The organism is Micromonospora sp. SL1-18 (assembly GCF_047921505.1).
In the GTDB taxonomy this organism is placed as follows: domain Bacteria; phylum Actinomycetota; class Actinomycetes; order Mycobacteriales; family Micromonosporaceae; genus Micromonospora.
Genome location: NZ_JBLROA010000003.1, coordinates 87,918 through 109,236 on the forward strand (window position 1 = coordinate 87,918; position 21,319 = coordinate 109,236).

Here is a 21,319-nt window from a genome sequence, read left to right on the forward strand (position 1 = left end):
CATGGTGGGCAGCACCCCCGCAGGTCCTCAGCGGACGTCGAGGAAGGCGTGGATCTACCAGGCTCCCGGCCGCCCGGAAGCCGCGCCGCGACGTACCGCAGCAACATGGTCCTACTCTTCGTGGCGCTCGTCCACGCCCCGCCCGCTCAGCGCGCTGCCGGCAGGGCAGGCAGCGTGACGGCCGTGACGACCAGCCCGTCGGCGACCTGGTATCGGCCGTGCAGTGCGGTCAACGGCGGACCGCCGTCCGTACGGGTGCCGTCGACCAGCAGCCGGGCGGTGAAGGTGCGCGACGCGGGGTCGATGGACAGTTCCGCGTCCTCGAAGCCGAGCCAGCGCCCGGTCACCGGGTACCACGCCTTGTAGACCGACTCCTTGGCGCTGAACAGCAGCCTGTCCCAGTGGACCGAAGGATCGGCGTGGGACAGGTGGCGCAGCAGGTCCGGCTCGCCGGCGACGGTCACCCTTTCGCCCACTCCGTCTGGCAGTGCGCCGTGCGGCTCGGCGTCGATGCCGAGGCTCGCCAGTGCGGTGTCCCGTGCGACCGCGGCGGCCCGGTATCCGGCGCAGTGGGTGATGCTGCCGACCACACCCGCCGGCCACAGCGGCTCCCGCTTCGGCCCGGGACGGATCGGGGTCGGGGCGTACCCGAGGCGGGCGAGCGCCTCCCGGGCGCAGCGGCGGGCGGTGACGAACTCCCGGCGGCGGCCCCCGACCGCCCTCGCGACCAGGTCCTCCTCGCCGGGGTACGGGGCTTCGCCGGGGAGGTCCGAGAACGCCTCGACGGCCACCACCGCCGGCGGCAGCAGGGCCTCGATCATGACGCCGCGCCGAGGATCCGCCGCATCGGCCGCGGTTCGCCGCCCCGGCGGCCCCACTCCCGGGGGTAGCCCAGCGACACCTCCTCGAACCGCACCCCGTCATGGTGGGTGGTGCGCGGGATGTGCAAGTGCCCGTAGACGGCCGCCACCGCGCGGTGGCGGACGTGCCAGTCGGCGGTGCGGTCGGTGCCGCACCACTGGGCGAACTCCGGATACCAGAGCACGTCCGTCGGCTCGCGGACCAGCGGCCAGTGGCTGACCAGCACGGTCGGCAGCGCCGGGTCGGTGGCGGCCAGCCGGCGCTCGGTCTCGGCGATCCGGGCCCAACACCAGGACTCCCGATCCGGGTACGGGTCGGGGTGCAGCATCATCTCGTCGGTGCAGACCACCCCGGCCTTGTATGCCCGGCGCAGCGACTCCTCCTTCGTGCTGGTGCCGGGGGCGCGGAACGAGTAGTCGTACAGCTGGAACAGCGGCGCGACGATGACCGGCCCGCCCTCCCCGAGCCACACCGGATAGTCGTCCTCGGGGGTCAGCACGCCGATGTCCCGGCACAGCCCCACCAGCGCGTCGTAGCGGTCCCGGCCGCGCAGCGTCACCGGGTCCGACGGGTGCGTCCACAGCTCGTGGTTGCCGGGCACCCAGACCACCGTGGCGAACCGGTCGCGGAGCTGGCGCAACGCCCGCTCGACGGACCCGAACAACTCGCCCACGTCGCCGGCCACGATCAGCCAGTCGTCGTCCGTCTCCGGCCGCAGGCCGTCGACGATCCGGCGGTTCTCGGCGTACGAGACATGGAGGTCACTGACCGCGAACAATGAACCCGTCACCCGGTCGATCTTGCCATTGCCATTCGCGAACGGATAGGCGCGCACTCACCGACGACGACGCGCAGATCCGGCCAGCGAAACGGCCCTCGGGTTGCCAGACCGAGGGCCGTTCCCGGGGGAGGTATTCACTTCTTGCCCGGATCGTCGTCCGGCTCGGCCTCTGATTCCGGCTCGGGCTCTGGATCCGGAAGCGGATCTGGGCCGGGAAAGGCCATGTCGTCACTGAACACGGGCACCTCCTCTCTGGCCAGACCCGGAGGCCGGAGACGAAATCACGACTGCACAGGGCGGCTCTGCCCAAAGACTAAGCGACTATCCGACTGAGTGACTAAGTGGTGGGCAGAATGAGCGGATAGGTGAATAAGCGCATACTCTGCACGTGATCCAGTTCCCGCCGACGTATCGCGAGATCGCTGCCAAGCTGGCGGACGAGATCCGGGCGGGTGAGTGGAAGCCGGGCGACCGGCTACCGTCCGCCAGTGACCTGGCCAGCGAGCATGGCGTGTCGCCTGCTACCGCCATGCGAGCGCTGCGGCTGCTCCAGGAGCAGGGTCTGGCGATCGGCCGGCAAGGCCGCGGCTTCCTGGTCCAGGGCAGCTGAGTACCGGACCACCACCGCTGCCTCTATGCGGTGGCCAGCGTCGTCCGATCAAGACAGCGTTGGTCCGATGTCCGGCCAGCCATCGCGATAAGGCACTACACGGGGCAGCCCGATTCCAGCGAACTGACCCGCGCGGCGCCAGCCACCAGGAAGACGGCAAGCGGCACCAGCCCGGCGACGACACCTCCCAGCACGGCCCGTAGGTCATGCCGCTCCCGTCGCACGACGTCCGCCAGCAGCCAGCCGTTCAGCAGTAGTCCCACGAAGGCCGCCATTACGAACGCGAAGGCCTTGCTGTCCCCCTCGTCGCAGCCGTCAACCGGGACCACGACCAGGGCGACGAGGACCAGCCCGGCCACGGCGACGACCGACGTACCACCGATCAGGCCGGCAGGCACCGGCGACCAGCGGCGGCGCAGCACCCCGAGGAATCTGTACATCTCGTCAGCTTCCTGCTCGGTCGGCGAGCAGGTCGGCGAAGTGGTCGGTGGCGCGGAGCAGTTCCCGGGCGATGCCGGGTTCCGCGGCGGAGTGGCCGGCGTCGGGGACGATCCGCAGCTCTGCCTCCGGCCAGCGGCGCGCCAGGTCGTACGCGGATGCCGGCGGGCAGCAGAGGTCGTAGCGGCCGTTGATGATCACGGCGGGGAGGTGGCGGATCCGGTCCACCCCGTCGAGGAGTTGGGTGTCGCCGGTGAGGAAGCCGCCGTGCACCGCGTAGTGGGACAGGATCCGCGCGATCGGCAGCGCCTGCCGCTCGTCGGTGAAGTGGGCGAGCAGCCCGGGGTCGGGGCGCAGCGAGGAGTTCACCGCCTCCCACCGCCCCCACGCCGCCGCGCAGGCCCGGGCCTCGGCCTCGTCGGGGCCGTGCAGCCGCCGGTGGTACGCGGCGAGCACGTCGTCCCGCTCCGCCTCCGGGATCGGCGCGATGAAGCGGTCCCACTCCTCGGGCTGGAGGTGGCGCAGACCGCCCTGGTAGAACCAGTCCCGCTCGTCGCGTCGCATCAGCAGGACGCCGCGCAGGATCAGGCCGGTTACCCGGTCCGGGTGGGTCTGCGCGTACGCCAGGCCGAGGGTGACGCCCCACGAGCCGCCGAACACCAGCCAGGAGTCGATGCCGAGCCGGGCGCGGATCACCTCCAGGTCGTCGACCAGGTGCCCGGTGGTGTTGGCGCGCAGCTCGCCGAACGGGGTGCTCCGGCCGGCGCCGCGCTGGTCGAACAGCACGACCCGGTAGCGGTCCGGGTCGAAGAAGCGCCGCGCCGCCGGTACCAGGCCGCCGCCGGGCCCGCCGTGCAGGAAGACCGCCGGTACGCCGTCCGGCCGGCCCACCTCCTCCACGTACAGCTCGTGGCCGTCGCCGACGGCGATCCGGTGGGTGGCGTACGGCTCGATCGGTGGATACAGGGGTGGCTCGCTCACCGGTCCATCCTGCCGGGTCGCCGCCCGGCTCGGGTCGGGTGGTCAGCAGGCGATGTTGCTGCCGAGGTTCTTCAGCAGGGCGTCGGCGACCCAGCCGGACACGCCGGTCGTGAGGTCCTTCAGGTAGGTCCAGCTGTAGGTGGTGTAGCCGTTCGCGGTGACCCGGTCGCCACCCGCGTAGCACCAGAAGTCGACTTCGTGGGTGGACTGCCCGTATCCGAGCGAGGGGCACGAGGTGTGCGGGCCGGTGCGGATGTTGATGTTGCTGCCATTGAAGAGCCGGCCGCCCGCGGTGTCGATGTTGGAATGGGCGTGGCTGCAACTGGCGCTGGCCGGCGTCGCCACGCTGGTCACCGCCACGCCGGTGCAGCCGACCGTCAGGGTGACGGCCGCCGCGATCGAGGACACCTTCCGCATGTCGATCAACCCTCCGAAGTCTCAGCCCCACGCATAGTGATCCATATATTTCCATGCCCCGAGTTCTGGGGCAAGGATCAGTGTTCGAGGCGAGGGCTCGGCCGGCTCCTGACCGACGCCCAGTGTCGGGCGCCGGCCAGGAGTGGTGCCGCCCTCAGGCGTTGGCCGGGATGCCGGCGCCGGGGCCCGCCGCCGGCTCCTCGACGGTTTGCTCCGACTCAGGGGCGGGCCGTTGCGCCGGCGTACGCACCGCGAACGCGTCGAAACTGGGGCCCTCCAGCGGCACCTGCTCGCCCAACGGAACGCCGGCAGGCAGGCTCGCAGCGGCCTCCTCGGGCCGCTCGGCGGGCGTCCGGTCGGCCGAGCCGTGGTCGGCGGGTTCGGCGGCGGGCCGGACCGCCACCTGCGGGTACTCGGCGGTCTCCGATCCGCCCGCCGCGGCCGCCATCACCGCCGCCGCGGCCAGGTCGGCCACCCGCTTCGCCTCCCGCTGCACCCGGGCGCGGGTCTCCTTGGCCTGCTGCTCGGCGAGGTCCGCCGCCCGGCGTACGTCGTCCAGCCGCTTGGTGTCGGCGGCCAGGTCCTGGCGTATCTCGACCAGGTGCTCCTCCAGCGCGGCACCCTCCTGCTCGACCGCGGTGATCTCCTGGCGCGATTGTTCCAGCTGCTGACCGACGGTCTCCAGTTCGGCCTGGAGTTGCGCGAGGGTCTCCTGCCGCTGTTGGATCTCCTGCTGCACAGTGGACAGCTGCTTCTGGTGCGCCGCCGCCTCCTCGTCGGCGCGTTCGCGGACCTCGGTGGCGTACTGCTGGGCTTCGGCGACCAGCGCGGCGATGTCCCGTTCGGCGGCGCTGGCCCGGTCGGCGAGCTCCTGCTCGGCGGCGGCCCGCCGCTCGTCCAGCTCGCGGGCCATTGTGGCCTGCCACTGGGCCAGCTCCTGCTGGGCCTTGCTCCGGTTGGCCTGGACCTCCTGCTGGATCTGGGTCCGGGCCGCCTTCACCAGCGCCTCCGATGCGGAGCGAGCCTGCTCGACCTGTTGGGTGCTCTGCTCGGTGATCCGCTTCGCCTCCTGCTGCGCCCGATCGTGGGCGGCCTGCCCCTCGGCCCGCAGCTTCTCCGCCAGCTCCCGGATCGAGGCGAGTTCCGCCTGGGCGGCGCCCCGCCGCTCCTCGTGCGCCCTCTCCTGCTCGGCGCGGCGCGTCGACAGTTCCTCCTCCAGCTCCCGCAGCTCCCGGGCGGCCTCCTCCCGCGCCGCGATCAGCACGTTCTCCGCCTGTTCCTGGAGCTCGGCGACGCGCTGGGTGGCGGTGTCGGTGATCTGCCCGGCCTGCCTCTCAGCCAGCTCGAGGATCTGGTCGACCATCGGCCCGAGGTCCCGGAAGGACGCCCGGTCCACCTGTGCGGGCCGCTGCCGCAGCTCCGCCGTTTCGCTCTGCATCCGCTGCACCTGCGCGCTCAGGTCCCGTACCTGCTTGTGCGCCCGGTCCCGGTCGGCCGCCAGCGAGGACAGCTCGCCGTCCATCTGCTTGACGTACCGGTCCACCTGGCGTTTGTCGTAGCCGCGCAGAATTTGGTCGAACCGTGGCCGCGCGTCGTCGTGGGATGCGAACGCTTCCTCGCCGTTGGGCATACGCCATCCTCCGTCAGGCTCGCCAACGCCGGGCCGGCGGGATGACCGCCCGGCAGGGCATGATGAGGCGCAACGGTACCGTCGTCGCCGCGCGGGCCCTGCCCCGCCCCGCCCCGGTCCTTCGCTGCGGGAGCCGGCGACGGCCCCGGCCGGGCGTACCCGGGCCGGGGCCGACGGTCAAACGGCTTCGGCGTATCCGCGCAGCAGGCCGGGCCAGCCGCCGTCGCTGGCCACCGCGTCGCGGACCTTCTCCCAGCCGGGCCCGTGCGCGTCCAGCCGGTCGTGCACGAGGTCGACGAGGGTGCCGCCGTCGACCGGGGTGAAGGTGACGGTGACCCGGCTGCCCACCGCGTCGACGTCGGGCACCTGCCAGTCCGGCCCGATCAGCCAGGCGAAGGCGAAGGTGTGCGGTGGGTCCCAGGTCAGGACGCGGCCCCAGGTGCAGACCTGGCCGGTCAAGCTCTCCTCCTGGATCGCGCCGCCGGCCCGCGGCTCGACGGTGACCCGCTTCAGCTCGTCGGGAAGCAGGTGATGCGAGCGGAGCCACCAGCGGTCGATGCCGGCGGTGAAGACCTCGAAGGCGTGCTCGGGAGTGGCGGCGACCCGCACGCTGTTACGTACGGCGGTGTTCGGATCGGTGTCTGCTGTGGTCACGACTCCTCCTCGGGAGGGTTCTCGACGGCGTCCGCGAACGCCGCCAGGGCCTGCTGCCAGAACTGGTCGAAGTAGCCGCGTACGGCCGCCAGGCCCTGCGGATCCAGCGCGTAGACGCGGCGGGTGCCGACCGCCGTCGAGGAGACCAGGGTCGCCTCCTTGAGCACCTTGAGGTGCTGGGACACCGCGGGCCGGCTGATCGGCAGACCGGCGGCGATCTCGGCGACGGAGCGTGGCCCGGTGGCGAGCAGCTCGAAGATCGCCCGCCGGGTCGGTTCGCCCAGCGCGTCGAGCATTCGCCCTTGGTAAGTGGCCACGAACGGTAAGCCTAGACTTTCCGATGGCGCTGTCAACCGGCTCGGAAAAAACTGGCCAGGATCCCGCCGCGCCCCGCATCCTGGCCGCTGTGACGACCGCACGAGAGTTGACCGCGGAGGACTGGCCGCGGCTGTGGCCGATGCTGCGCGACATGGGCGTCGGCGACGAGCCCGCCGAGGCCCATCGGCAGCGCTTCCTGCGCCTGCTCGCCGACCCGCGCTGGGCGCTGCTCGGCGCGGCGGACGCCGACGGGCTGGGCGGGTACGCCGCCGCCCAGGATTACGGCCCGCACCTGCGCTCTGGTGACGCGCACCGGACCGCCCGCCTGCACGACCTCTACGTACGCCCGGACCGGCGCCGGTGCGGCGTGGGGCGCGCGCTGCTCGCGGCGGTGTCGGAGTGGGCGGCCGGGCGGGTCCGCTACCTGGAATGGCAGGCCCACCGGGAGCGGGCGGCGCCCTTCTACGAACGGCTCGGTCTGCGCGGCGAGCCCTGCCCGCAGCCCGAGTACCCGACCTTCATCGTCGACTTCGGACCCCGCTGAGCCTCACGGCAGCGGGTGGGAGATGCCGCGGGCGTGGTCGGTGACCGACGCGCCGACCACGGTGGCGGTCAGCGGCAGCACCTCCAGGCAGCGTCGGACCGCCGCGGTCATCAGCTGGTTCGGCACCCGCATGGAGAGCGTGCAGTGCGGCACCCAGCGCCCCGGCTGGTAGTGCTCGACCAGGTCGATGCCGGCCCGGGCCAGCCGGCGGTGCACCTCGACGTGGTGGGCCAGCAGCTCGGCGGTGGGGGCCGGCCCGAGCCAGAGCACCCGACCGACGAACTGGCCGGCGTGCTGGAACTCCAGCCGCAGCGGGGCCGCCACCACGATCCCGGCGAGCGCCTCAGCCACCCGGTCCGGGTCGAACCGCGGCGCCACCGCGAGCGAGACGTGCGGCCGGTGCCGCTGCTCCAGCAGCGACCGCATGCTCTGCACACCCTCGGACTCCAACGCGTCCCAGAGCACCCGGATCCGCCGGGTGGCGTCCGTGTCGAGATACAGCTCCAGCGCCGCGACCACCCGATCACCCTAGAGCGAGGTTTGCCCGCCCCCGTGCGCGGTACTGATCAGGTGGCCCCGACGGCGGAGGAGCGTGGAATCCGTGGACGTGAACGGCCTGCTGACCGAGGCGTACGGCGGGCTGCCCGAGCTGGTGGAGCCGGCGGTCGCCGGGCTGAGCCCGGAGCGGCTGCGCCAGGCCCCGGCGATCGGGGCGAACCCAATCGGCTGGCTGGTCTGGCACCTGGCCCGGATCCAGGACCACCAGGTCGCCGGCCTGATGGGGGAGGAGCAGCTCTGGGTCACCGACGACTGGGCGGGCCGGTTCGGGCTCACCCCCGACCCGGGCGACACCGGCTTCGGGCACGGCCCCGAGCAGATCACCGCGGTACGGCCGGAGAGCGGCCAGGCGCTCGTCGACTACCACCGGGCGGTGCTCGACCGGACGCTCGCGTACCTGCGCGGGCTGCGCCCGGCAGACCTGGACCGGGTGGTCGACCCGAACTGGGACCCGCCGGTCACCCTCGGCGTACGGCTGCTGAGCGTACTGGCGGACGACCTGCAGCACGCCGGCCAGGCCGGGTACGTGCGCGGGCTCATCGAGCGGGGGTGACCGCCCGCCGGCCCGGCCCGGTGCGCCGCCCGTGCGCAACCCCCGACTCACCCGGATCGGGTGAGTTGGACTCACCCGCCCGGCGGGGAACCTGCGGGAACCACCGGACACGGGGAGGGACGGATGGGCGGTTCGATCGCCGAACACCTGATAGAGCAGGTCGTCGGCCATCACCCCGAGATCCCGGAGAACACGGCCGGCACGGTCCGCCTCGACCTGCACGACGGCGGAAGCACCGAGCACTGGTATCTGACCATCGACCACCAGAACGTCCAGGTGGCTCGTGCCACCGGCGAGGCTGACATGGTCGTCCACGCCGACCGCGAGGTCTTCGAGCGGCTCGCCACCGGCAACCCGCGCCTGGTGTCGGCGCTGCTGCGCAACGACATCACCGTGCAGGGTGACGTGCGGCTGCTGCTGACACTGCGTCGGCTCTTCCCGGGCCCGCCCGGGGCCCGGCATCCCCGCCAGGCCGAGCGGGGGCCGGCTGTGTGCCCCGCACCCGGGGCGGAGGCGCGATGAGCTCGGACCTGGTGCACGTCATCGCCGGCAACGCGTTCGCGCTCAGCGACACGGAGGGCGACATGGAGGTCGACCCGCGGGTGCCGGCCGGCCTGTTCTCCTTCGACACCCGGTTCCTGTCCCGCTGGGTGCTCACCCTCGACGGGGAACGGCTGCACGCCCTGTCCCGGGACGACCTGGCCTACTTCGAGACCCGGTTCGTCGTGGTTCCCGGGGCCGCCAGCCACTACGTGGACGCCGACGTGTCGGTGATCCGGCACCGGTCCATCGACGGCGGCCTGCACGAGCGGATCACCGTGCTCAACCATTCGGCGCAGCCCGCCGAGCTCACCGTGCGGCTGGAGATCGCCAGCGACTTCGCCGACACCGCCGAGATCCGCCAGCCCGGACCGCGCCGACCGGTGGTCACCGCCGATTCGGCCCGCCGGCAGCTGCGGCTCTGCTACCAGCACGATCGGTTCGCGCGGGAAACCGTCGTCACCAGCACCGCCCAGGTGGACGTCGACCAGGACGGCATGACCTTCCGGCTCCGGGTCGAGCCGGACGGCGAGTGGCACACCGACCTGCAGGTCGAGATGATCATCCACGGCGCCAGCGGCCGGGACCCGCGAATCAGCCCGGAGGCCCAGCGCCACCGGTTACGCCAGAGCATGCGCGAGGACCTCGCGCGGTGGCGCGACCAAGCGCCGCAGCTCGCCGGCGAGCGGCTGTCCCTGGTGCGGGCGTACGATCAGGCGCTGACCGACCTGGCGGCGTTGCGTTACCTGCCGCTGACGTTCGGCGAGCGGGTGCCGGTGGGCGGGCTGCCCTGGGCGATGAACCTGTACGGCCGGGACGCACTCGTCACCTGCCTGGAGACGCTGCCCTTCACCCCCGAGTTGGCCCCCGCCACGCTGCGCATGTTGGCCCTGGTTCAGGGCAGCCAGCTCGACGACCTGCACGACGAGGAACCGGGCAAGATCCTCTCCGAGCTGCGGTACGGCGAGTCGGCCGCCTTCGAGGAACAGCCCACCGCGCCCTACTACGGCGCGGCCGACACCACCCCGCTCTTCGTCATCCTGCTCGACGAGTACGAGCGCTGGAGCGGCGACGGCGACCTGGTCCGGGAGCTGCGCCACCCGGCCCGGATGGCGCTGGACTGGATCACCGAGTACGGCTGCCCGCTCGGCGACGGCTACCTGCGCTACCAGCCGCGCAACACCGTCAGCGGGGTGGCCAACCAGGTGTGGCGCAACTCCCCGGGCGCCGTCGTCGACCGGCACGGCCAGCAGCCGGCGTTTCCCCGGGCCACCAGCGAGCTGCAGGGGTACGCGTACGACGCGAAGCTCCGGGGCGCCCGGCTGGCCCGGGAATTCTGGGGCGACCCGGCGTACGCCGACCGCCTGGAGGCCGAGGCGGCGGCGCTGCGGGAGCGGTTCAACCGCGACTTCTGGCTGCCGCAGCGGGACTACTACGCGTTCGCGCTGACCCCGGACGGCAAGCCGGTCGACGCGCTCACCTCCAACCTCGGGCACCTGATGTGGAGCGGGATCGTCGAGCCGGAGCGGGCCGGCGCCCTCGCCGCGCACCTGTCCGGACCGAATCTCTTCTCCGGCTGGGGGGTGCGGACGTACGCCGTCGACCAGCGCCCGTACAACCCGGTCGGCGCGCACCTGGGCGCCGTCTGGCCGTCGGACAACGCGTTCGTCGCCGCCGGCCTGCGGCGCTACGGGTACGACGCCGAGGCGGCCAAGGTCGCGGCCGGGATGTTCGACGTGGTGGAGACGCTCGGCGGCTCGGTGCCTGAGGTGATCGCCGGCTACCCGCGCCCGCTGACCAAGTACCCGGTCCAGTTGCCGATGGCCGGTCGGCCGCAGGCGTGGTCCTCCGGGGCGCTGCTGATGCTGCTCGCCACCATGCTCGGGATGCGCCCGTGCGGTGACAACCTGCTGGTGGACGCGGCGGTCCCCGAGGGGTACGGCCGGATCGAACTGCGGGACGTGCCGGGCCGCTGGGGACGCGCCGACGCGTACGGCCGGGACGGGACCAGGACCCGGAGGTCCCGGACGCGCTGAGTGCGGCTCACCGCTGCCTGCGTGCGGTCTCCTCGGGCTCGACCGCCGCCGTGGACTCGAACAGCCCGCCGGGTGGCGACTCCACCGGGCGCCGGGGGCTGAGGGCCCGTTCGGGATGGGACGCCACCTCCGGGCCCGAGCCCGCATGCGCCATCCGGAACGCCTGCGCGGCGGCGGCCTCGCCGACGAGTTCGTGCGGGCGGGGCGCGGCGCGTAGGGCGTCGAAGAGCCGGACGAGCACCTTCGGACCGCCACACGCGTCGGCGATGGAACCGGCGAGCAGTCGCTCGACGGTCTCCTCGTCCATCCGGTGTGCGTCCATCTCGTGTCCCTCAGCGCCGCTACCGGTCGGGACGTCACACGCCGCCGCACCGCCAGCTGATGGTGATGACGGCCTCTGCGGCCGATGGCTCACCCCATCGTCTTCGCCCCGTCGATCGCTTCGCGGATGATGTCGGCGTGGCCGGCGTGCTGCGCGGTCTCGGCAATCAGGTGCAGCAGCACCCGCCGCACCGACCAGCTGGCGCCGGGCTCGAACCAGGGCGCGGACGGCAGCGGATGGGTGGCGTCCAGGTCGAGGGTGGCGACCAGCGCGTCGGTCGCCGCGGCCACCCGGTCGAACTCGGCCAGCAGCCCGGCGAGGGTCTCACCCTCGGCCATCCGGAACTGCCCGGTCCAGTCGATCGGCTCGCTCTGCATCGCCTCGGCGCCGCCCACGGCGAACCGCATCCACCGGTCCTCGACGAGCGCCACGTGCTTGATCAGCCCGCCGAGGCAGAGTTCGCTGACCGTGCTGCGCCGGGCGGCCTGTTCGTCGGTCAGACCCTGGACCGTTTGCCGGAGGAAGCCGCGATGCTGGCGCAGCGTGGTGCGCAGGTCCGCCCGCTCACCGGTGATGACCTGTTCGGAAGCGCTCATGCCGCCCGCCTTTCGATTGAAGATGCGCGGACACCGTACGGTCGGCCACCGACAGTTTCCGCGCCCAGACGCATCGCGGATGGCGCCCACGTACGCGTCGAGCCCGCCCGAGAGCGGGCGGGCTCGACGCTGACGGGAAGGGGTCAGCCGCGCCAGGTGACCCCTTCCGAGTGCATGCCGGTGGCCTCCTCCAGCGCGTTGTCCGGCAGGTCCCCCTCGGCCTTGTCGTCGGGGAAGGTCCGTGCGGACGGCGCCGGATCCGGCGGCGCGCCCGGTCCCGCCTCGGCGGCGCGGGTGGGCTCCACCGAGCCGAAGCCGTGCCGGCCGGCCGACGGGCCGCCCTTCGCCGCCCCGGCCGCCCGGCGCTCGCCGCGCCGGCCCTCGGGAACGGCGGGCTCCTCGCTGCCCTCGTCCATCGGTGCGTCCTCGCCCGCACCCCACGGCGGATCGGCGTCGAAGCCGTCGGTGGTGCCCCACGGCGCGGCCGACTCCGGCCCCCGTCCCTCGCCCCTACGTGGGCGGTTCTTGCTGCTCATCGCCACCTCACCTGGCTGGGTTCCCGTGCTCGCGCTGAATGCCCGTTACCGGCCGGGCCATGCCGTTCGGCGTCCCGGGTCATGCCGTGCGGCGTCCCAACCGCGCGGTCAGCGGCCACGCCGTTGTGTGCCGCCGGCCGCGCGGGTCAGCGGCCGGCCCCGACCAGGTGCCGGGTCGCCATGCCCATGGCGGCCACCTTGCCGATCCTCGGCGCGCCCATCACGGCGACCTTGCCGATCTTCGGGGCGCCAAACGCGGCGGCTTTGCCGATCTTCGGGGCGCCGAACGCGGCGGCTTTGCCGATCTTCGGGGCGCCAAACGCGGCGACCTTGCCGATTTTCGGGGCGCCCATCCCGATGACCTTGGCGACCATCACCGGCGACGACATCAGCCCGCCGGCCCGGACGAGCATGCCCCGGAACACCTGGCCCGGCTTCTGCTGCTCGCTCATGTACGCGGTGACCACCACCAGCGCGCCGGTCATCGCCGGGACCGCCCACTGGAGCAGCTTCATCTGCCGCTGACAGGAGGCGATGTTCGCCGGGGTCTGGTGGTTCGGTTCGGTGACCCCGTCGACGGGCGGGCCGCCCGCCCTCTGCAGCTTCATGCCGAGGAATCGGCTGTATCCGGTCACCGCCAGCGCACCCAGGGTCAGTGCCGCCTTCACCGCACTGGCCTTGCCGACCCCGGCCTGCCTGGCCATCCGCGGAGTCTCCGTGACGAGCTCGCCGACCGCGCCGGCGAGGTGCGCGCCGATCGCCGCCGCGCTGACCGGGGTCCAGCGCGCCCAGCCCGCCGACGCCACCGGCAGCCGTTGCGTGGAGTCGTCGATCTTCGCCGCCGCGCCGTTGACGCCGAGCGCCCCCATCAGTGATCCGCCGAACCAGGCCGCCAGGCCCAGATCGTGCATCGAGCGCCACGCCGTGTGCCGTTCGGACATCTGATCCCCCTCTGCCGTGTTCGGGCGGTGCGGCTTACCCAGGTTCCGGCCGGCTACGCCCCGTGCACCGGCCCCTCCCGCCGAGGTCACCGTCGTCCGGACCCGCCGTCCGAGGTGCCCGGGCTCAGCGTGTCGGCAGGCCGGCGGCGAAGGCGGCGACCCGGGCGGCGAGCGGGGTGGCGGCGCGTACCCAGGTGAAGTGGTCCAGCGGGGCGTCGGCCTCGGCCACGGTGTAGCGGTGCCGGGTAACCGGGGCAGCGGCGAGCTTGGCGCAGAGGTGGTCCAGCGTGCCGTGCGGGGTGTACTGGTCGTCGTCCACGCTGACCGCGAGGACCGGGGTGCGTACCCGCCCGACCGCCGTCTCGGCGTCGAGCCCGTCGAGCACCGGGAACCGGCCGGTCCGGGCGGTGTACGCCCAGTCGCGGATCACCCCGCGCGCCTGCCGGCCGCCGAACCCCCAGCCCGGCCAGACGCCGAGCATCCGGGCGACCGCCGCGATCCCCTGGGCGAACGACAGCACACCCCAGCCGCGCAGCCCCGGATAGCCGCGCCACCATGGCAGGCCGACCGCCACCAGGGCCAGCCCGTCCACCGCGTCGGCATCGTGCAGCGCCTGGTGCAGCACCGCGACCTGCCCGCCGAGGGAGTGCCCGAGCAGCACCCTGACCCGGCCGTCCAACCGAGGCTTGAGCGCGTCCAGCACCGCGCCCACGTCGGCGGCCAGTTCGGCGTAGCCGTACCGGCAGGTGCGGGCGGGCGGCGGGGTGCTCTCGCCGGTGCCCCGCAGGTCGGCCACGATCACGGCCAGACCGGCGTCGCGCAGGGCTGCCGCGAAGGGGCGGTAGTAGCGGGCCCGTACGCCCATCGCCGGCCAGATCACCACCACCGGCGCGCCCGGCGGCCCGGCCGGCTCCGGGTAGACCTGGAGGCCGAGGCGCGCCCCGCCGACATCGACGTACTCCTGTGTGTACTCCGCGCTCACCGGCTCAGCCTACGGCGAACCTACCAGCGGGTAGCCCGGGGTGCCTCGGCGGGCGGTCCGCCAGCCCCGCGAAACCGCGCCCGATCTATAGATCATTGACCTCTCCCCGGGGTCGGCGATGTCGGCTGTGGAGATTCGAATCAGTGACCAAAGTCCCTGGTCGGCCGGGTAGGAAGCGCCGAAACTGGGCAAGAGGCGCGGCGGCTCCGTTTGTGGCTCGCCTCTCCCGAACCAACTCCCGGAGGTTGCCGACTTGTCCACGTCTTCGCTCTCCGCACTGGCCGAGGAGCAGCTCGGGCTGGCTCGCACCGCTGGCAGCGGGCGCAGCGCTCGGACCGTCCACGGCGGTGCCGGCACGTCGCTTCGGCAGACCCTGGTCGCCCTGGTCGCCGGGCAGGAGTTGGCGGAGCACGCCAGCCCCGGGGACGCGACGCTGCAGGTGCTGCGTGGCCGGGTCCGGCTGGTCGCGCAGGACCGGTCCTGGCCCGGGGAGGCGGGGGACCTGCTGGTGATTCCGGACGCCCGGCACGCGCTGCACGCCGACGAGGACTCCGTGGTGCTGCTCACCGTGGCCCGCCGATGAGCGCCGCCCCACCCGCCGGTGCCGCGCCCGGCGGCCGGTCGACCGCCGCCCGCACCACCCCGCCTCGGTCCGCCGCCCGGCGTACCGAGGCGCCTGCCGGGTCCAGGTCCACGGTCGCCGCGCGCCAGCGGGGCCGCCGGCACCGCTACCTACCGCCGCAGCACGGCGCCTGGGCGATGCTGCTCATCCCGTACGTCACGGCGGTCTGTGTCACCGGCCTCCGGTGGCCGCACCTGCCGCTGCTCGGCGCCTGGCTGGCCGGCTACCTCTTCTCCTACTACGCCCTGCTGGCGGTCAAGACCGGCCGCACCGACCGGGTACGCTCGCAGCTGCTGCTCTACGGCGCCGCTGCCGCCCTGCTGGTCGTGCCGGTGCTGCTGGCCCGGCCCGCGGTCCTCGGCTACGCCCCGCTGTACGCCCTGCTCGCCGCCGTCAACGTCGGGTACGCCCGGTGGCGCCGCGAGCGGGCCCTGCTCAACGACTTCGCCTCGGTGGCGCAGAGCGTGCTGATGGTGTTCGTGGTGGCCACCGTCGCCGGGGTTCCGCCCACCGGGCTGGCCGGAGTGGCGGGGGCGGTCGGCGCGTACCTGGTCGGCATGGTGCTCTACGTCAAGACGATGATCCGGGAGCGCGAGAGCGTCGGCTACCGGTGGGCGTCCGGGGCGTACCACGTCGCGGCGCTGCTGGTCGCGGTGGCTGCCGGGTGGGGGCCGGCGGTGGCGGGTGTCTTCGCGCTGCTGCTGCTCCGCGCGGCGCTGCTGCCCGGCCGTCGGTTGGCTCCGGTCCGGGTCGGCGTCATCGAGCTGGTCGGCTCCCTGCTGCTGTTCGCCGCGGTGGTCTGGCACTGGGCCTGACGGCCGGGGTCGGTGTCCGTCGTAGTTGCCCAGGTCACGTCCCAGTTCCGGCTGATTGACCCGGGTCGGGTACGCGGCCCGCTCCTGATCGTGCGGCGGTCAGGCGTCCCGGCGGAACTCGGCGCGCCAGCGGACCCCACCGTCGGGGGCGACGATCTCCTCGACCTGCACCGGGGTCAGCGGGCCAGCGGCGAAGGCGTCGACCTCCGCCCGGGCGAGCGGCCAGGGCGGGCCCTCGACGACCTCGTCGTCCCGCCGGCCGGCCGCGATCACCAGCAGCGTCCCGCCCGGCGCGACCAACCGGCCGACCGCCGGGATCGCCCGCTGCCGCAGCTCGGTCGGCAGTGCCTGAACGTTCATGCTCTCCAGCACGAAATCGAACCCGCTCAGCCAGTCGCCGGGCGGGGCGAGCAGGTCGGCGGTCTCGTACCGGACCGGGGAGTCGGGGTGGCGGCGGCGGGCCGCCCGTACCGCCGTGGGAGAGATGTCGAAGGCGACGGTGGCGAAGCCGAGGCGGGCGAGATGCTCGGCGTCGCGGCCGAAGCCGCACCCGACGACCACGGCGCGCCGACCGGATCCGTCCGGCCGGATCCGTTCGGTCCATTCGCCGAGCAGGGAATGCGCCCGGTCGAGGTCCCACGGCACGACTGCCTCGCCCCGCTCGGCGTCGGCGTAGAGCCGCTCGAACCAGCCGGCCGGATCGCTTTCGACAGTCGCCGGGGAAGACAACCGGTGGGTCACATCGTTGTCGTGCACGGACGCCTCCTCGCCTCCGGGACAGCCCTGGACCGGGCGGCAGCACCGATCCCGCAGCCTAACCGGACGGCGCACCGCACCCGGTGCCACAGCTCTGTCGGATCGTCGGGCTAGGCTCGCTCCGGCGCGCCGCCCGTGGCGAGCGGACCGGTGAGCGGCACCAAACCGCCGAGACCTGGGAGTACGACCAGTTGACCGCACAGCCTGAGACCCTGTACGGGGCCGACGACCTGACGCACCTGGAGGGGCTGGACGCCGTCCGTAAGCGCCCCGGCATGTACATCGGTTCGACCGATAGCCGTGGCGTTGGTCACCTCGTCAACGAGATCCTCGACAACTCCACCGACGAGGGTGTCGGAGGTCACGCCGCCAAGATCGACGTGATCCTGCACGCCAACGGCTCGGTGCAGGTCGACGACGACGGCCGGGGCATCCCCACCGACGTGCACGCCAAGTCCGGCATCTCCGGCGTCGAGCTGGTGCTGACCCGGCTGCACGCGGGCGGCAAGTTCGGCGGCTCGGGCTACAAGACCTCCGGCGGCCTGCACGGGGTGGGCGCCTCCGCGGTCAACGCGCTCTCCCGGCGGTTCGACGTCACGGTCCGCCGCGGTGGCAAGATCCACTCGATGTCGTTCCGGCACGGCGTGCCCGGGATCTTCGACGGGGACGGCCCGGACGCACCGTTCACCCCCGGCCCCGGCCTGCAGATCGTCGGCGCGATGAAGCGCCGCCAGCCGACGGGCACCTCGATCCGCTGGTGGCACGACCCGCGCTACTTCGAGACCGGCGCGAAGCTGGACACCGAGGCGGTCCGGCTCAAGCTGCGCAACACGGCCTTCCTCGTCCCCGGCGTGGCGTACCGGCTGCGCGACGAGACGGGGGAGGAGGTCGTCGAGGAGAGCTTCCACTTCCCCAACGGCCTCACCGACATGGTGGAATACCTGGCCCCGGCCGGCGACCGCCCGGTCTCCGGCACCCTGCTGGTCACCGGCGAGGGGACCTACCGGGAGAACGCCGCCGACGCCAACGGCGTGATGCAGTCCAACGTGCAGCGCCGCGCCGAGGTCGAGGTCGCGTTCCGCTGGGGGACCGGCTACGAGCGCACCGTCGAGTGCTTCACCAACACCATCCGCAACGCGCACGGCGGCACCCACCGCAAGGGCTTCGAGCGGGCCCTGGTGCGTACCCTCGCCGAGGCGGCCCGCAACGCCCGCGGCCTGCTCAAGCCCAAGGAGGACGCGCCCACCCTGGACGACGTCCTGGAGGGCATGACCGCGGTGGTGCACGTCCGGATCCCGGAGCCGCAGTTCACCTCGCAGACCAAGGACGAGCTCTCCACCGCCGGCATCACCAAGGTGCTCCAGGGCCTGGTCGAGCAGCACCTGAAGGCCTGGCTGGAGGACCGCAAGACCAAGGCCGAGGCCCGTACTGTCCTGCAGAAGATCGTCGACGCGGCCCGGGTCCGGCTCACCCAGAAACAGCAGAAGGACGCCGCCCGGCGCAAGACCGCCCTGGAGGGCGCGTCGATGCCGCCCAAGCTGGTCGACTGCCGGGCCACCGGGGTGGATCGCAGCGAGCTGTTCATCGTGGAGGGGGACAGCGCCCTCGGGACGAGCCGGATGGCCCGCTCCTCGGAATACCAGGCCCTGCTGCCGATCCGCGGCAAGATCCTCAACGTGCAGAAGGCGAACCTCCAGCAGGTGCTGGACAACGCCGAGTGCGCGGCGATCGTGCAGGTGCTCGGGGCGGGCTCCGGGCGTACCTTCGACCTGTCGGCGATGCGCTACGGCCGGGTGCTCATCATGGCCGACGCGGACGTCGACGGCGCGCACATCCGTACCCTGCTGATCACGCTTTTCGCCCGATACATGCGGCCGCTGATCGAGGCGGGCCGGCTCTACGCGGCGATGCCGCCCCTGCACAAGATCACCACCAAGGGGCGCAACCCGCAGACCATCTACACCTACACCCAGGCCGAGATGGAGGCGACGGTCCGCAAGCTGGAGAAGGCCGGCAAGCAGATCGTCACCCCGATCCCGCGCTTCAAGGGCCTCGGCGAGATGGACGCGGACGAACTCTGGGAGACCACCATGAATCCGGCCACCCGGGCGGTCCGCCGGATCACCCTCGACGACGTCGAGGCCGCCGAGCGGATCCTCGAACTGCTCATGGGGGAGAAGGTCGAACCCCGCCGCAACTGGCTGATCGACTCGGCTGACCGGGTCGACCGCGAAGCCATCGACGCCTGACCATCGGTCCGTTCGGAAGGAAACGCTGAACCATGGCACGCCGTAGGGACGACCGCGACCGCGCCGACCTGTCGGCCTTCGACCAGGCCGGCGCGCGGGTCTTCGACAACCCGCTGGTCACCGAGGTCTCCGACTCCTACCTGGAGTATGCCTTCTCGGTCATCCACTCCCGGGCTCTGCCCGACGCCCGGGACGGCCTCAAGCCGGTGCACCGGCGCATCCTCTGGTCGATGTACGAGCAGGGTCACCGCCCCGACCGGGGCCACGTGAAGTCTGCCCGAATTGTCGGGGATGTAATGGGTAAGTACCATCCGCACGGCGACGCCGCCATCTACGACGCGATGGTCCGCCTCGCCCAGGACTTCTCGCTCAACGCCCCACTCATCGACGGGCACGGCAACTTCGGCTCGCCGGACGACGGCCCGGCCGCCGCTCGTTACACCGAGGCGCGGATGTCCCGGGAGGCGATGCTGCTCGTCGGCGAGCTGGGCGAGGACACCGTCAGCGTCGAGCCCAACTACGACGGCTCGCTGACCCAGCCCACCGTGCTGCCGGCCGCCTTCCCCAACCTGCTGGTCAACGGCGCGTCCGGGATCGCGGTCGGCATGGCCACCAACATGATCCCGCACAACCTCGGCGAGGTCGTCCAGGCGGCCCGCTGGCTGATCAACCACCCGGACGCCACGCTGGACAAGCTCATGGGGTTCGTCCCCGGCCCCGACCTGCCCACCGGCGGGCTGCTGCTCGGCCTGGACGAGGTGCGCCGGGCGTACGAGACCGGCCGGGGCGTGGTGCGGATGCGCGGCCGGGTCCAGATCGGCCCTCTGGAGGGCAGCCGCGGCCGGCAGGCCATCACCGTCACCGAGCTGCCGTACGGCGTCGGTGCGGAGAAGGTCATCGCGGCCATCACCAACGAGGTCAACAAGACCAAGCGGCTGACCGGCATCGCCGACGTCAAGGACCTCACCGACCGGGAGAACGGCACCCGGCTGGTCGTCGAGTGCAAGGTCGGGGTCAACCCGCAGGCCCTGCTGTCCGACCTCTACCGGCTCACCCCGCTGGAGCAGTCCTTCGGGATCAACAACCTGGTCCTGGTGGACGGCCAGCCCCGGACCCTGGGGCTCAAGGAGCTGCTGGAGGTCTTCCTCGCCCACCGCTACGAGGTGGTCACCCGACGCAGCGCGTACCGCAAGCGCAAGCGCGAGGAGCGGTTGCACCTGGTCGACGGTCTGCTGATCGCCCTGCTCGACATCGACAAGGTGGTCAAGCTGATCCGGGCCAGCGAGGACGCCCAGGCCGCCAAGGACGGCCTGATGCAGAAGTTCAAGCTCTCCGAGATCCAGGCGACCTACATCCTGGACACTCCGCTGCGCCGGCTGACCAAGTACGACCGGCTGGAGCTGGAGGCCGAGCAGGAGAAGCTGCGCGCCGAGATCACCGACCTGTCGCGGATCCTCGACGACCCGAAGGTGCTGCGCAAGCTGGTCTCCGACGAGCTGGCCGCCGTGGTCAAGCAGTTCGGCGCCGAGCGCCGCACCACCCTGGTCGACGGGGACCTCAAGGAGGTCCTCGCGGCCTCCGTACCGGCCGGGCCGCTGGAGGTCGCCGACGACCCGTGCCAGGTGATCCTCTCCGCCACCGGGCTGGTCGCCCGGACCGCGGCCGAGTCGGAGGAGGCCGCCGAGGGGCGCCGGCGCAGCGGCCGGGTCAAGCACGACGCGGTACGCGCGGTCGTCCACTCCACGGCGCGGGGCCGGGTGCTGCTGGTCACCAGCGCCGGGCGGGCGTTCAAGATTGACGTACTGCCGCTGCCGGTGCTGCCCGAGCAGTCCGGCACGGTGTCGCTGCGCGGCGGCATGTCGGCGGCCGAGCTGGTGCCGCTGGAGCCGGGGGAGAAGGTGGTGGGTCTGGCGCCGCTCGGCCCGACCGCGGAGGGCTCACCCGGCCTGGCGCTGGGCACCCGGCAGGGCGTGGTGAAGGTCTGCGCGCCCGAGTGGCCGGTGCGCTCGGACGAGTTCGAGGTGATCTCGCTGCGCGACGGCGACGAGGTGGTCGGGGTGACCTGGCTCGCCGACGGCACCGACGCCCTGGTGTTCATCTCCTCGGACGCGTCACTGTTGCGCTTCGCGGCATCGCTGGTGCGGCCGCAGGGCGTCAAGGGCGGCGGCATGGCCGGCATCAACCTGCCGGCCGGGGCGCACGTGGTCTTCTTCGGCGCGGTCCGTACCGACGACCCAGGGCACGGGGAGTCGATGGTGGTCACCTCGACCGGCGCCACGGTCAAGGTGACGCCGTTCAAGGCGTATCCGGCGAAGGGGCGGGCGACCGGCGGCGTGCGTGCGCAGCGGTTCCTCAAGGGTGAGACGGACCTGGCGGTGGCCTGGGTGGGCCCACGCCCGGTCGGCGCGACCGCCAACGGCGAGTCGGTGGGCCTGCCCCCGGCGGACCCGCGCCGCGACGGCTCCGGCTTCGCTGTCATGCTCGGCCCCGCCGTCGTCGGCCACCTCATCGAACGCGACTGACCCGGCACCCGGCGGGGGCTGGCCGCTTACGCCGCCACCCCCTGCCCGGGGAGGGGG

Annotated in this window: 24 protein-coding genes; 9 read left to right on the forward strand and 15 right to left on the reverse strand. The window is 72.8% G+C overall.

The window, feature by feature from the left end; translation table 11 throughout:
- Positions 1 to 146: 146 nt before the first annotated feature.
- Together ACNAW0_RS02155 and ACNAW0_RS02160 are read right to left on the reverse strand one after the other, a co-directional pair.
- The gene (locus tag ACNAW0_RS02155) at positions 147 to 821 is read right to left on the reverse strand and encodes a 4'-phosphopantetheinyl transferase family protein (protein ID WP_416285939.1); all 675 of its coding nucleotides are present in this window, start codon (positions 819 to 821) and stop codon (positions 147 to 149) included.
- Entirely contained in the window at positions 818 to 1,651 is an 834-nt protein-coding gene (locus ACNAW0_RS02160; RefSeq protein ID WP_416285940.1) for a metallophosphoesterase family protein, read from the reverse strand. The genes ACNAW0_RS02155 and ACNAW0_RS02160 overlap by 4 nt, the downstream gene beginning before the upstream one ends.
- A gap of 379 nt (positions 1,652 to 2,030) precedes the next feature.
- Between ACNAW0_RS02160 and ACNAW0_RS02165 the strand changes: the two genes are divergently transcribed.
- Positions 2,031 to 2,252, forward strand: coding sequence for a winged helix-turn-helix domain-containing protein (locus ACNAW0_RS02165; protein ID WP_416285941.1), 222 nt, complete (start codon positions 2,031 to 2,033; stop codon positions 2,250 to 2,252).
- Positions 2,253 to 2,347: 95 nt separating this feature from the next.
- Here the strand turns inward: ACNAW0_RS02165 and ACNAW0_RS02170 are convergent, their stop codons facing one another.
- From ACNAW0_RS02170 to ACNAW0_RS02195, 6 genes are all read right to left on the reverse strand, one after another.
- On the reverse strand, positions 2,348 to 2,692 hold the full coding sequence (locus tag ACNAW0_RS02170; RefSeq protein WP_416285942.1) for a hypothetical protein: 345 nt from the start codon (positions 2,690 to 2,692) through the stop codon (positions 2,348 to 2,350).
- Positions 2,693 to 2,696: 4 nt separating this feature from the next.
- Complete coding sequence (gene pip, locus ACNAW0_RS02175; protein ID WP_416285943.1) at positions 2,697 to 3,671, reverse strand: prolyl aminopeptidase; 975 nt, start codon at positions 3,669 to 3,671, stop codon at positions 2,697 to 2,699.
- A gap of 42 nt (positions 3,672 to 3,713) precedes the next feature.
- Positions 3,714 to 4,088 (reverse strand): hypothetical protein, encoded by a 375-nt coding sequence (locus tag ACNAW0_RS02180; RefSeq protein ID WP_416285944.1) that lies wholly within the window; start codon positions 4,086 to 4,088, stop codon positions 3,714 to 3,716.
- A gap of 154 nt (positions 4,089 to 4,242) precedes the next feature.
- Entirely contained in the window at positions 4,243 to 5,718 is a 1,476-nt protein-coding gene (locus tag ACNAW0_RS02185; RefSeq protein ID WP_416285945.1) for a hypothetical protein, read from the reverse strand.
- A gap of 177 nt (positions 5,719 to 5,895) precedes the next feature.
- Entirely contained in the window at positions 5,896 to 6,372 is a 477-nt protein-coding gene (locus ACNAW0_RS02190) for an SRPBCC family protein (RefSeq protein WP_416285946.1), read from the reverse strand.
- On the reverse strand, positions 6,369 to 6,689 hold the full coding sequence (locus ACNAW0_RS02195; protein WP_416285947.1) for an ArsR/SmtB family transcription factor: 321 nt from the start codon (positions 6,687 to 6,689) through the stop codon (positions 6,369 to 6,371). The genes ACNAW0_RS02190 and ACNAW0_RS02195 overlap by 4 nt, the downstream gene beginning before the upstream one ends.
- Before the next feature lie 89 nt (positions 6,690 to 6,778).
- On the opposite strand from ACNAW0_RS02195, the gene ACNAW0_RS02200 reads away from it, so the two are divergent.
- On the forward strand, positions 6,779 to 7,234 hold the full coding sequence (locus tag ACNAW0_RS02200; protein WP_416285948.1) for a GNAT family N-acetyltransferase: 456 nt from the start codon (positions 6,779 to 6,781) through the stop codon (positions 7,232 to 7,234).
- Positions 7,235 to 7,237: 3 nt separating this feature from the next.
- Here the strand turns inward: ACNAW0_RS02200 and ACNAW0_RS02205 are convergent, their stop codons facing one another.
- Entirely contained in the window at positions 7,238 to 7,753 is a 516-nt protein-coding gene (locus ACNAW0_RS02205) for a 2'-5' RNA ligase family protein (RefSeq protein WP_416285949.1), read from the reverse strand.
- Between the two features lie 82 nt (positions 7,754 to 7,835).
- On the opposite strand from ACNAW0_RS02205, the gene ACNAW0_RS02210 reads away from it, so the two are divergent.
- The 3 genes from ACNAW0_RS02210 (at position 7,836) to ACNAW0_RS02220 (ending at position 10,921) form a co-directional block, all read left to right on the forward strand.
- The gene (locus ACNAW0_RS02210) at positions 7,836 to 8,345 is read left to right on the forward strand and encodes a mycothiol transferase (protein WP_416286021.1); all 510 of its coding nucleotides are present in this window, start codon (positions 7,836 to 7,838) and stop codon (positions 8,343 to 8,345) included.
- Positions 8,346 to 8,468: 123 nt separating this feature from the next.
- Complete coding sequence (locus ACNAW0_RS02215) at positions 8,469 to 8,867, forward strand: SCP2 sterol-binding domain-containing protein (protein WP_416285950.1); 399 nt, start codon at positions 8,469 to 8,471, stop codon at positions 8,865 to 8,867.
- Positions 8,864 to 10,921 carry a glycogen debranching N-terminal domain-containing protein gene (locus ACNAW0_RS02220; protein ID WP_416285951.1) on the forward strand — a complete coding sequence of 686 codons (2,058 nt, stop codon included), beginning with the start codon at positions 8,864 to 8,866 and terminating at the stop codon, positions 10,919 to 10,921. The genes ACNAW0_RS02215 and ACNAW0_RS02220 overlap by 4 nt, the downstream gene beginning before the upstream one ends.
- Before the next feature lie 7 nt (positions 10,922 to 10,928).
- Here ACNAW0_RS02220 and ACNAW0_RS02225 read toward each other — a convergent pair whose 3' ends face one another.
- The 5 genes from ACNAW0_RS02225 to ACNAW0_RS02245 form a co-directional block, all read right to left on the reverse strand.
- Positions 10,929 to 11,243, reverse strand: coding sequence for a hypothetical protein (locus ACNAW0_RS02225; RefSeq protein WP_416285952.1), 315 nt, complete (start codon positions 11,241 to 11,243; stop codon positions 10,929 to 10,931).
- A gap of 89 nt (positions 11,244 to 11,332) precedes the next feature.
- On the reverse strand, positions 11,333 to 11,839 hold the full coding sequence (locus ACNAW0_RS02230) for a DinB family protein (protein WP_416285953.1): 507 nt from the start codon (positions 11,837 to 11,839) through the stop codon (positions 11,333 to 11,335).
- 143 nt (positions 11,840 to 11,982) lie between these two features.
- The gene (locus ACNAW0_RS02235) at positions 11,983 to 12,375 is read right to left on the reverse strand and encodes a hypothetical protein (protein WP_416285954.1); all 393 of its coding nucleotides are present in this window, start codon (positions 12,373 to 12,375) and stop codon (positions 11,983 to 11,985) included.
- A 146-nt stretch (positions 12,376 to 12,521) separates the two neighbouring features.
- On the reverse strand, positions 12,522 to 13,316 hold the full coding sequence (locus tag ACNAW0_RS02240; RefSeq protein WP_416285955.1) for a hypothetical protein: 795 nt from the start codon (positions 13,314 to 13,316) through the stop codon (positions 12,522 to 12,524).
- Between the two features lie 124 nt (positions 13,317 to 13,440).
- On the reverse strand, positions 13,441 to 14,298 hold the full coding sequence (locus ACNAW0_RS02245; RefSeq protein ID WP_416285956.1) for an alpha/beta fold hydrolase: 858 nt from the start codon (positions 14,296 to 14,298) through the stop codon (positions 13,441 to 13,443).
- Positions 14,299 to 14,551: 253 nt separating this feature from the next.
- Here ACNAW0_RS02245 and ACNAW0_RS02250 point away from each other — a divergent pair, with 253 nt between their 5' ends.
- Positions 14,552 to 14,881, forward strand: a complete 330-nt coding sequence (locus ACNAW0_RS02250) for a cupin domain-containing protein (RefSeq protein WP_416285957.1) — start codon at positions 14,552 to 14,554, stop codon at positions 14,879 to 14,881.
- Positions 14,878 to 15,735 carry a YwiC-like family protein gene (locus ACNAW0_RS02255; protein WP_416285959.1) on the forward strand — a complete coding sequence of 286 codons (858 nt, stop codon included), beginning with the start codon at positions 14,878 to 14,880 and terminating at the stop codon, positions 15,733 to 15,735. Before ACNAW0_RS02250 ends, ACNAW0_RS02255 begins: the two co-directional genes overlap by 4 nt.
- Positions 15,736 to 15,834: 99 nt before the next feature.
- On the opposite strand, the gene ACNAW0_RS02260 is transcribed toward ACNAW0_RS02255, so the two are convergent.
- On the reverse strand, positions 15,835 to 16,491 hold the full coding sequence (locus tag ACNAW0_RS02260) for a class I SAM-dependent methyltransferase (protein WP_416285960.1): 657 nt from the start codon (positions 16,489 to 16,491) through the stop codon (positions 15,835 to 15,837).
- A 191-nt stretch (positions 16,492 to 16,682) separates the two neighbouring features.
- Between ACNAW0_RS02260 and ACNAW0_RS02265 the strand changes: the two genes are divergently transcribed.
- A complete protein-coding gene (locus ACNAW0_RS02265) occupies positions 16,683 to 18,740 on the forward strand; it encodes a DNA gyrase/topoisomerase IV subunit B (RefSeq protein ID WP_416285961.1) in 2,058 nt (685 codons plus the stop codon).
- Between the two features lie 32 nt (positions 18,741 to 18,772).
- Positions 18,773 to 21,262, forward strand: coding sequence for a DNA gyrase/topoisomerase IV subunit A (locus ACNAW0_RS02270; protein ID WP_416285962.1), 2,490 nt, complete (start codon positions 18,773 to 18,775; stop codon positions 21,260 to 21,262).
- Positions 21,263 to 21,319: the final 57 nt, after the last annotated feature.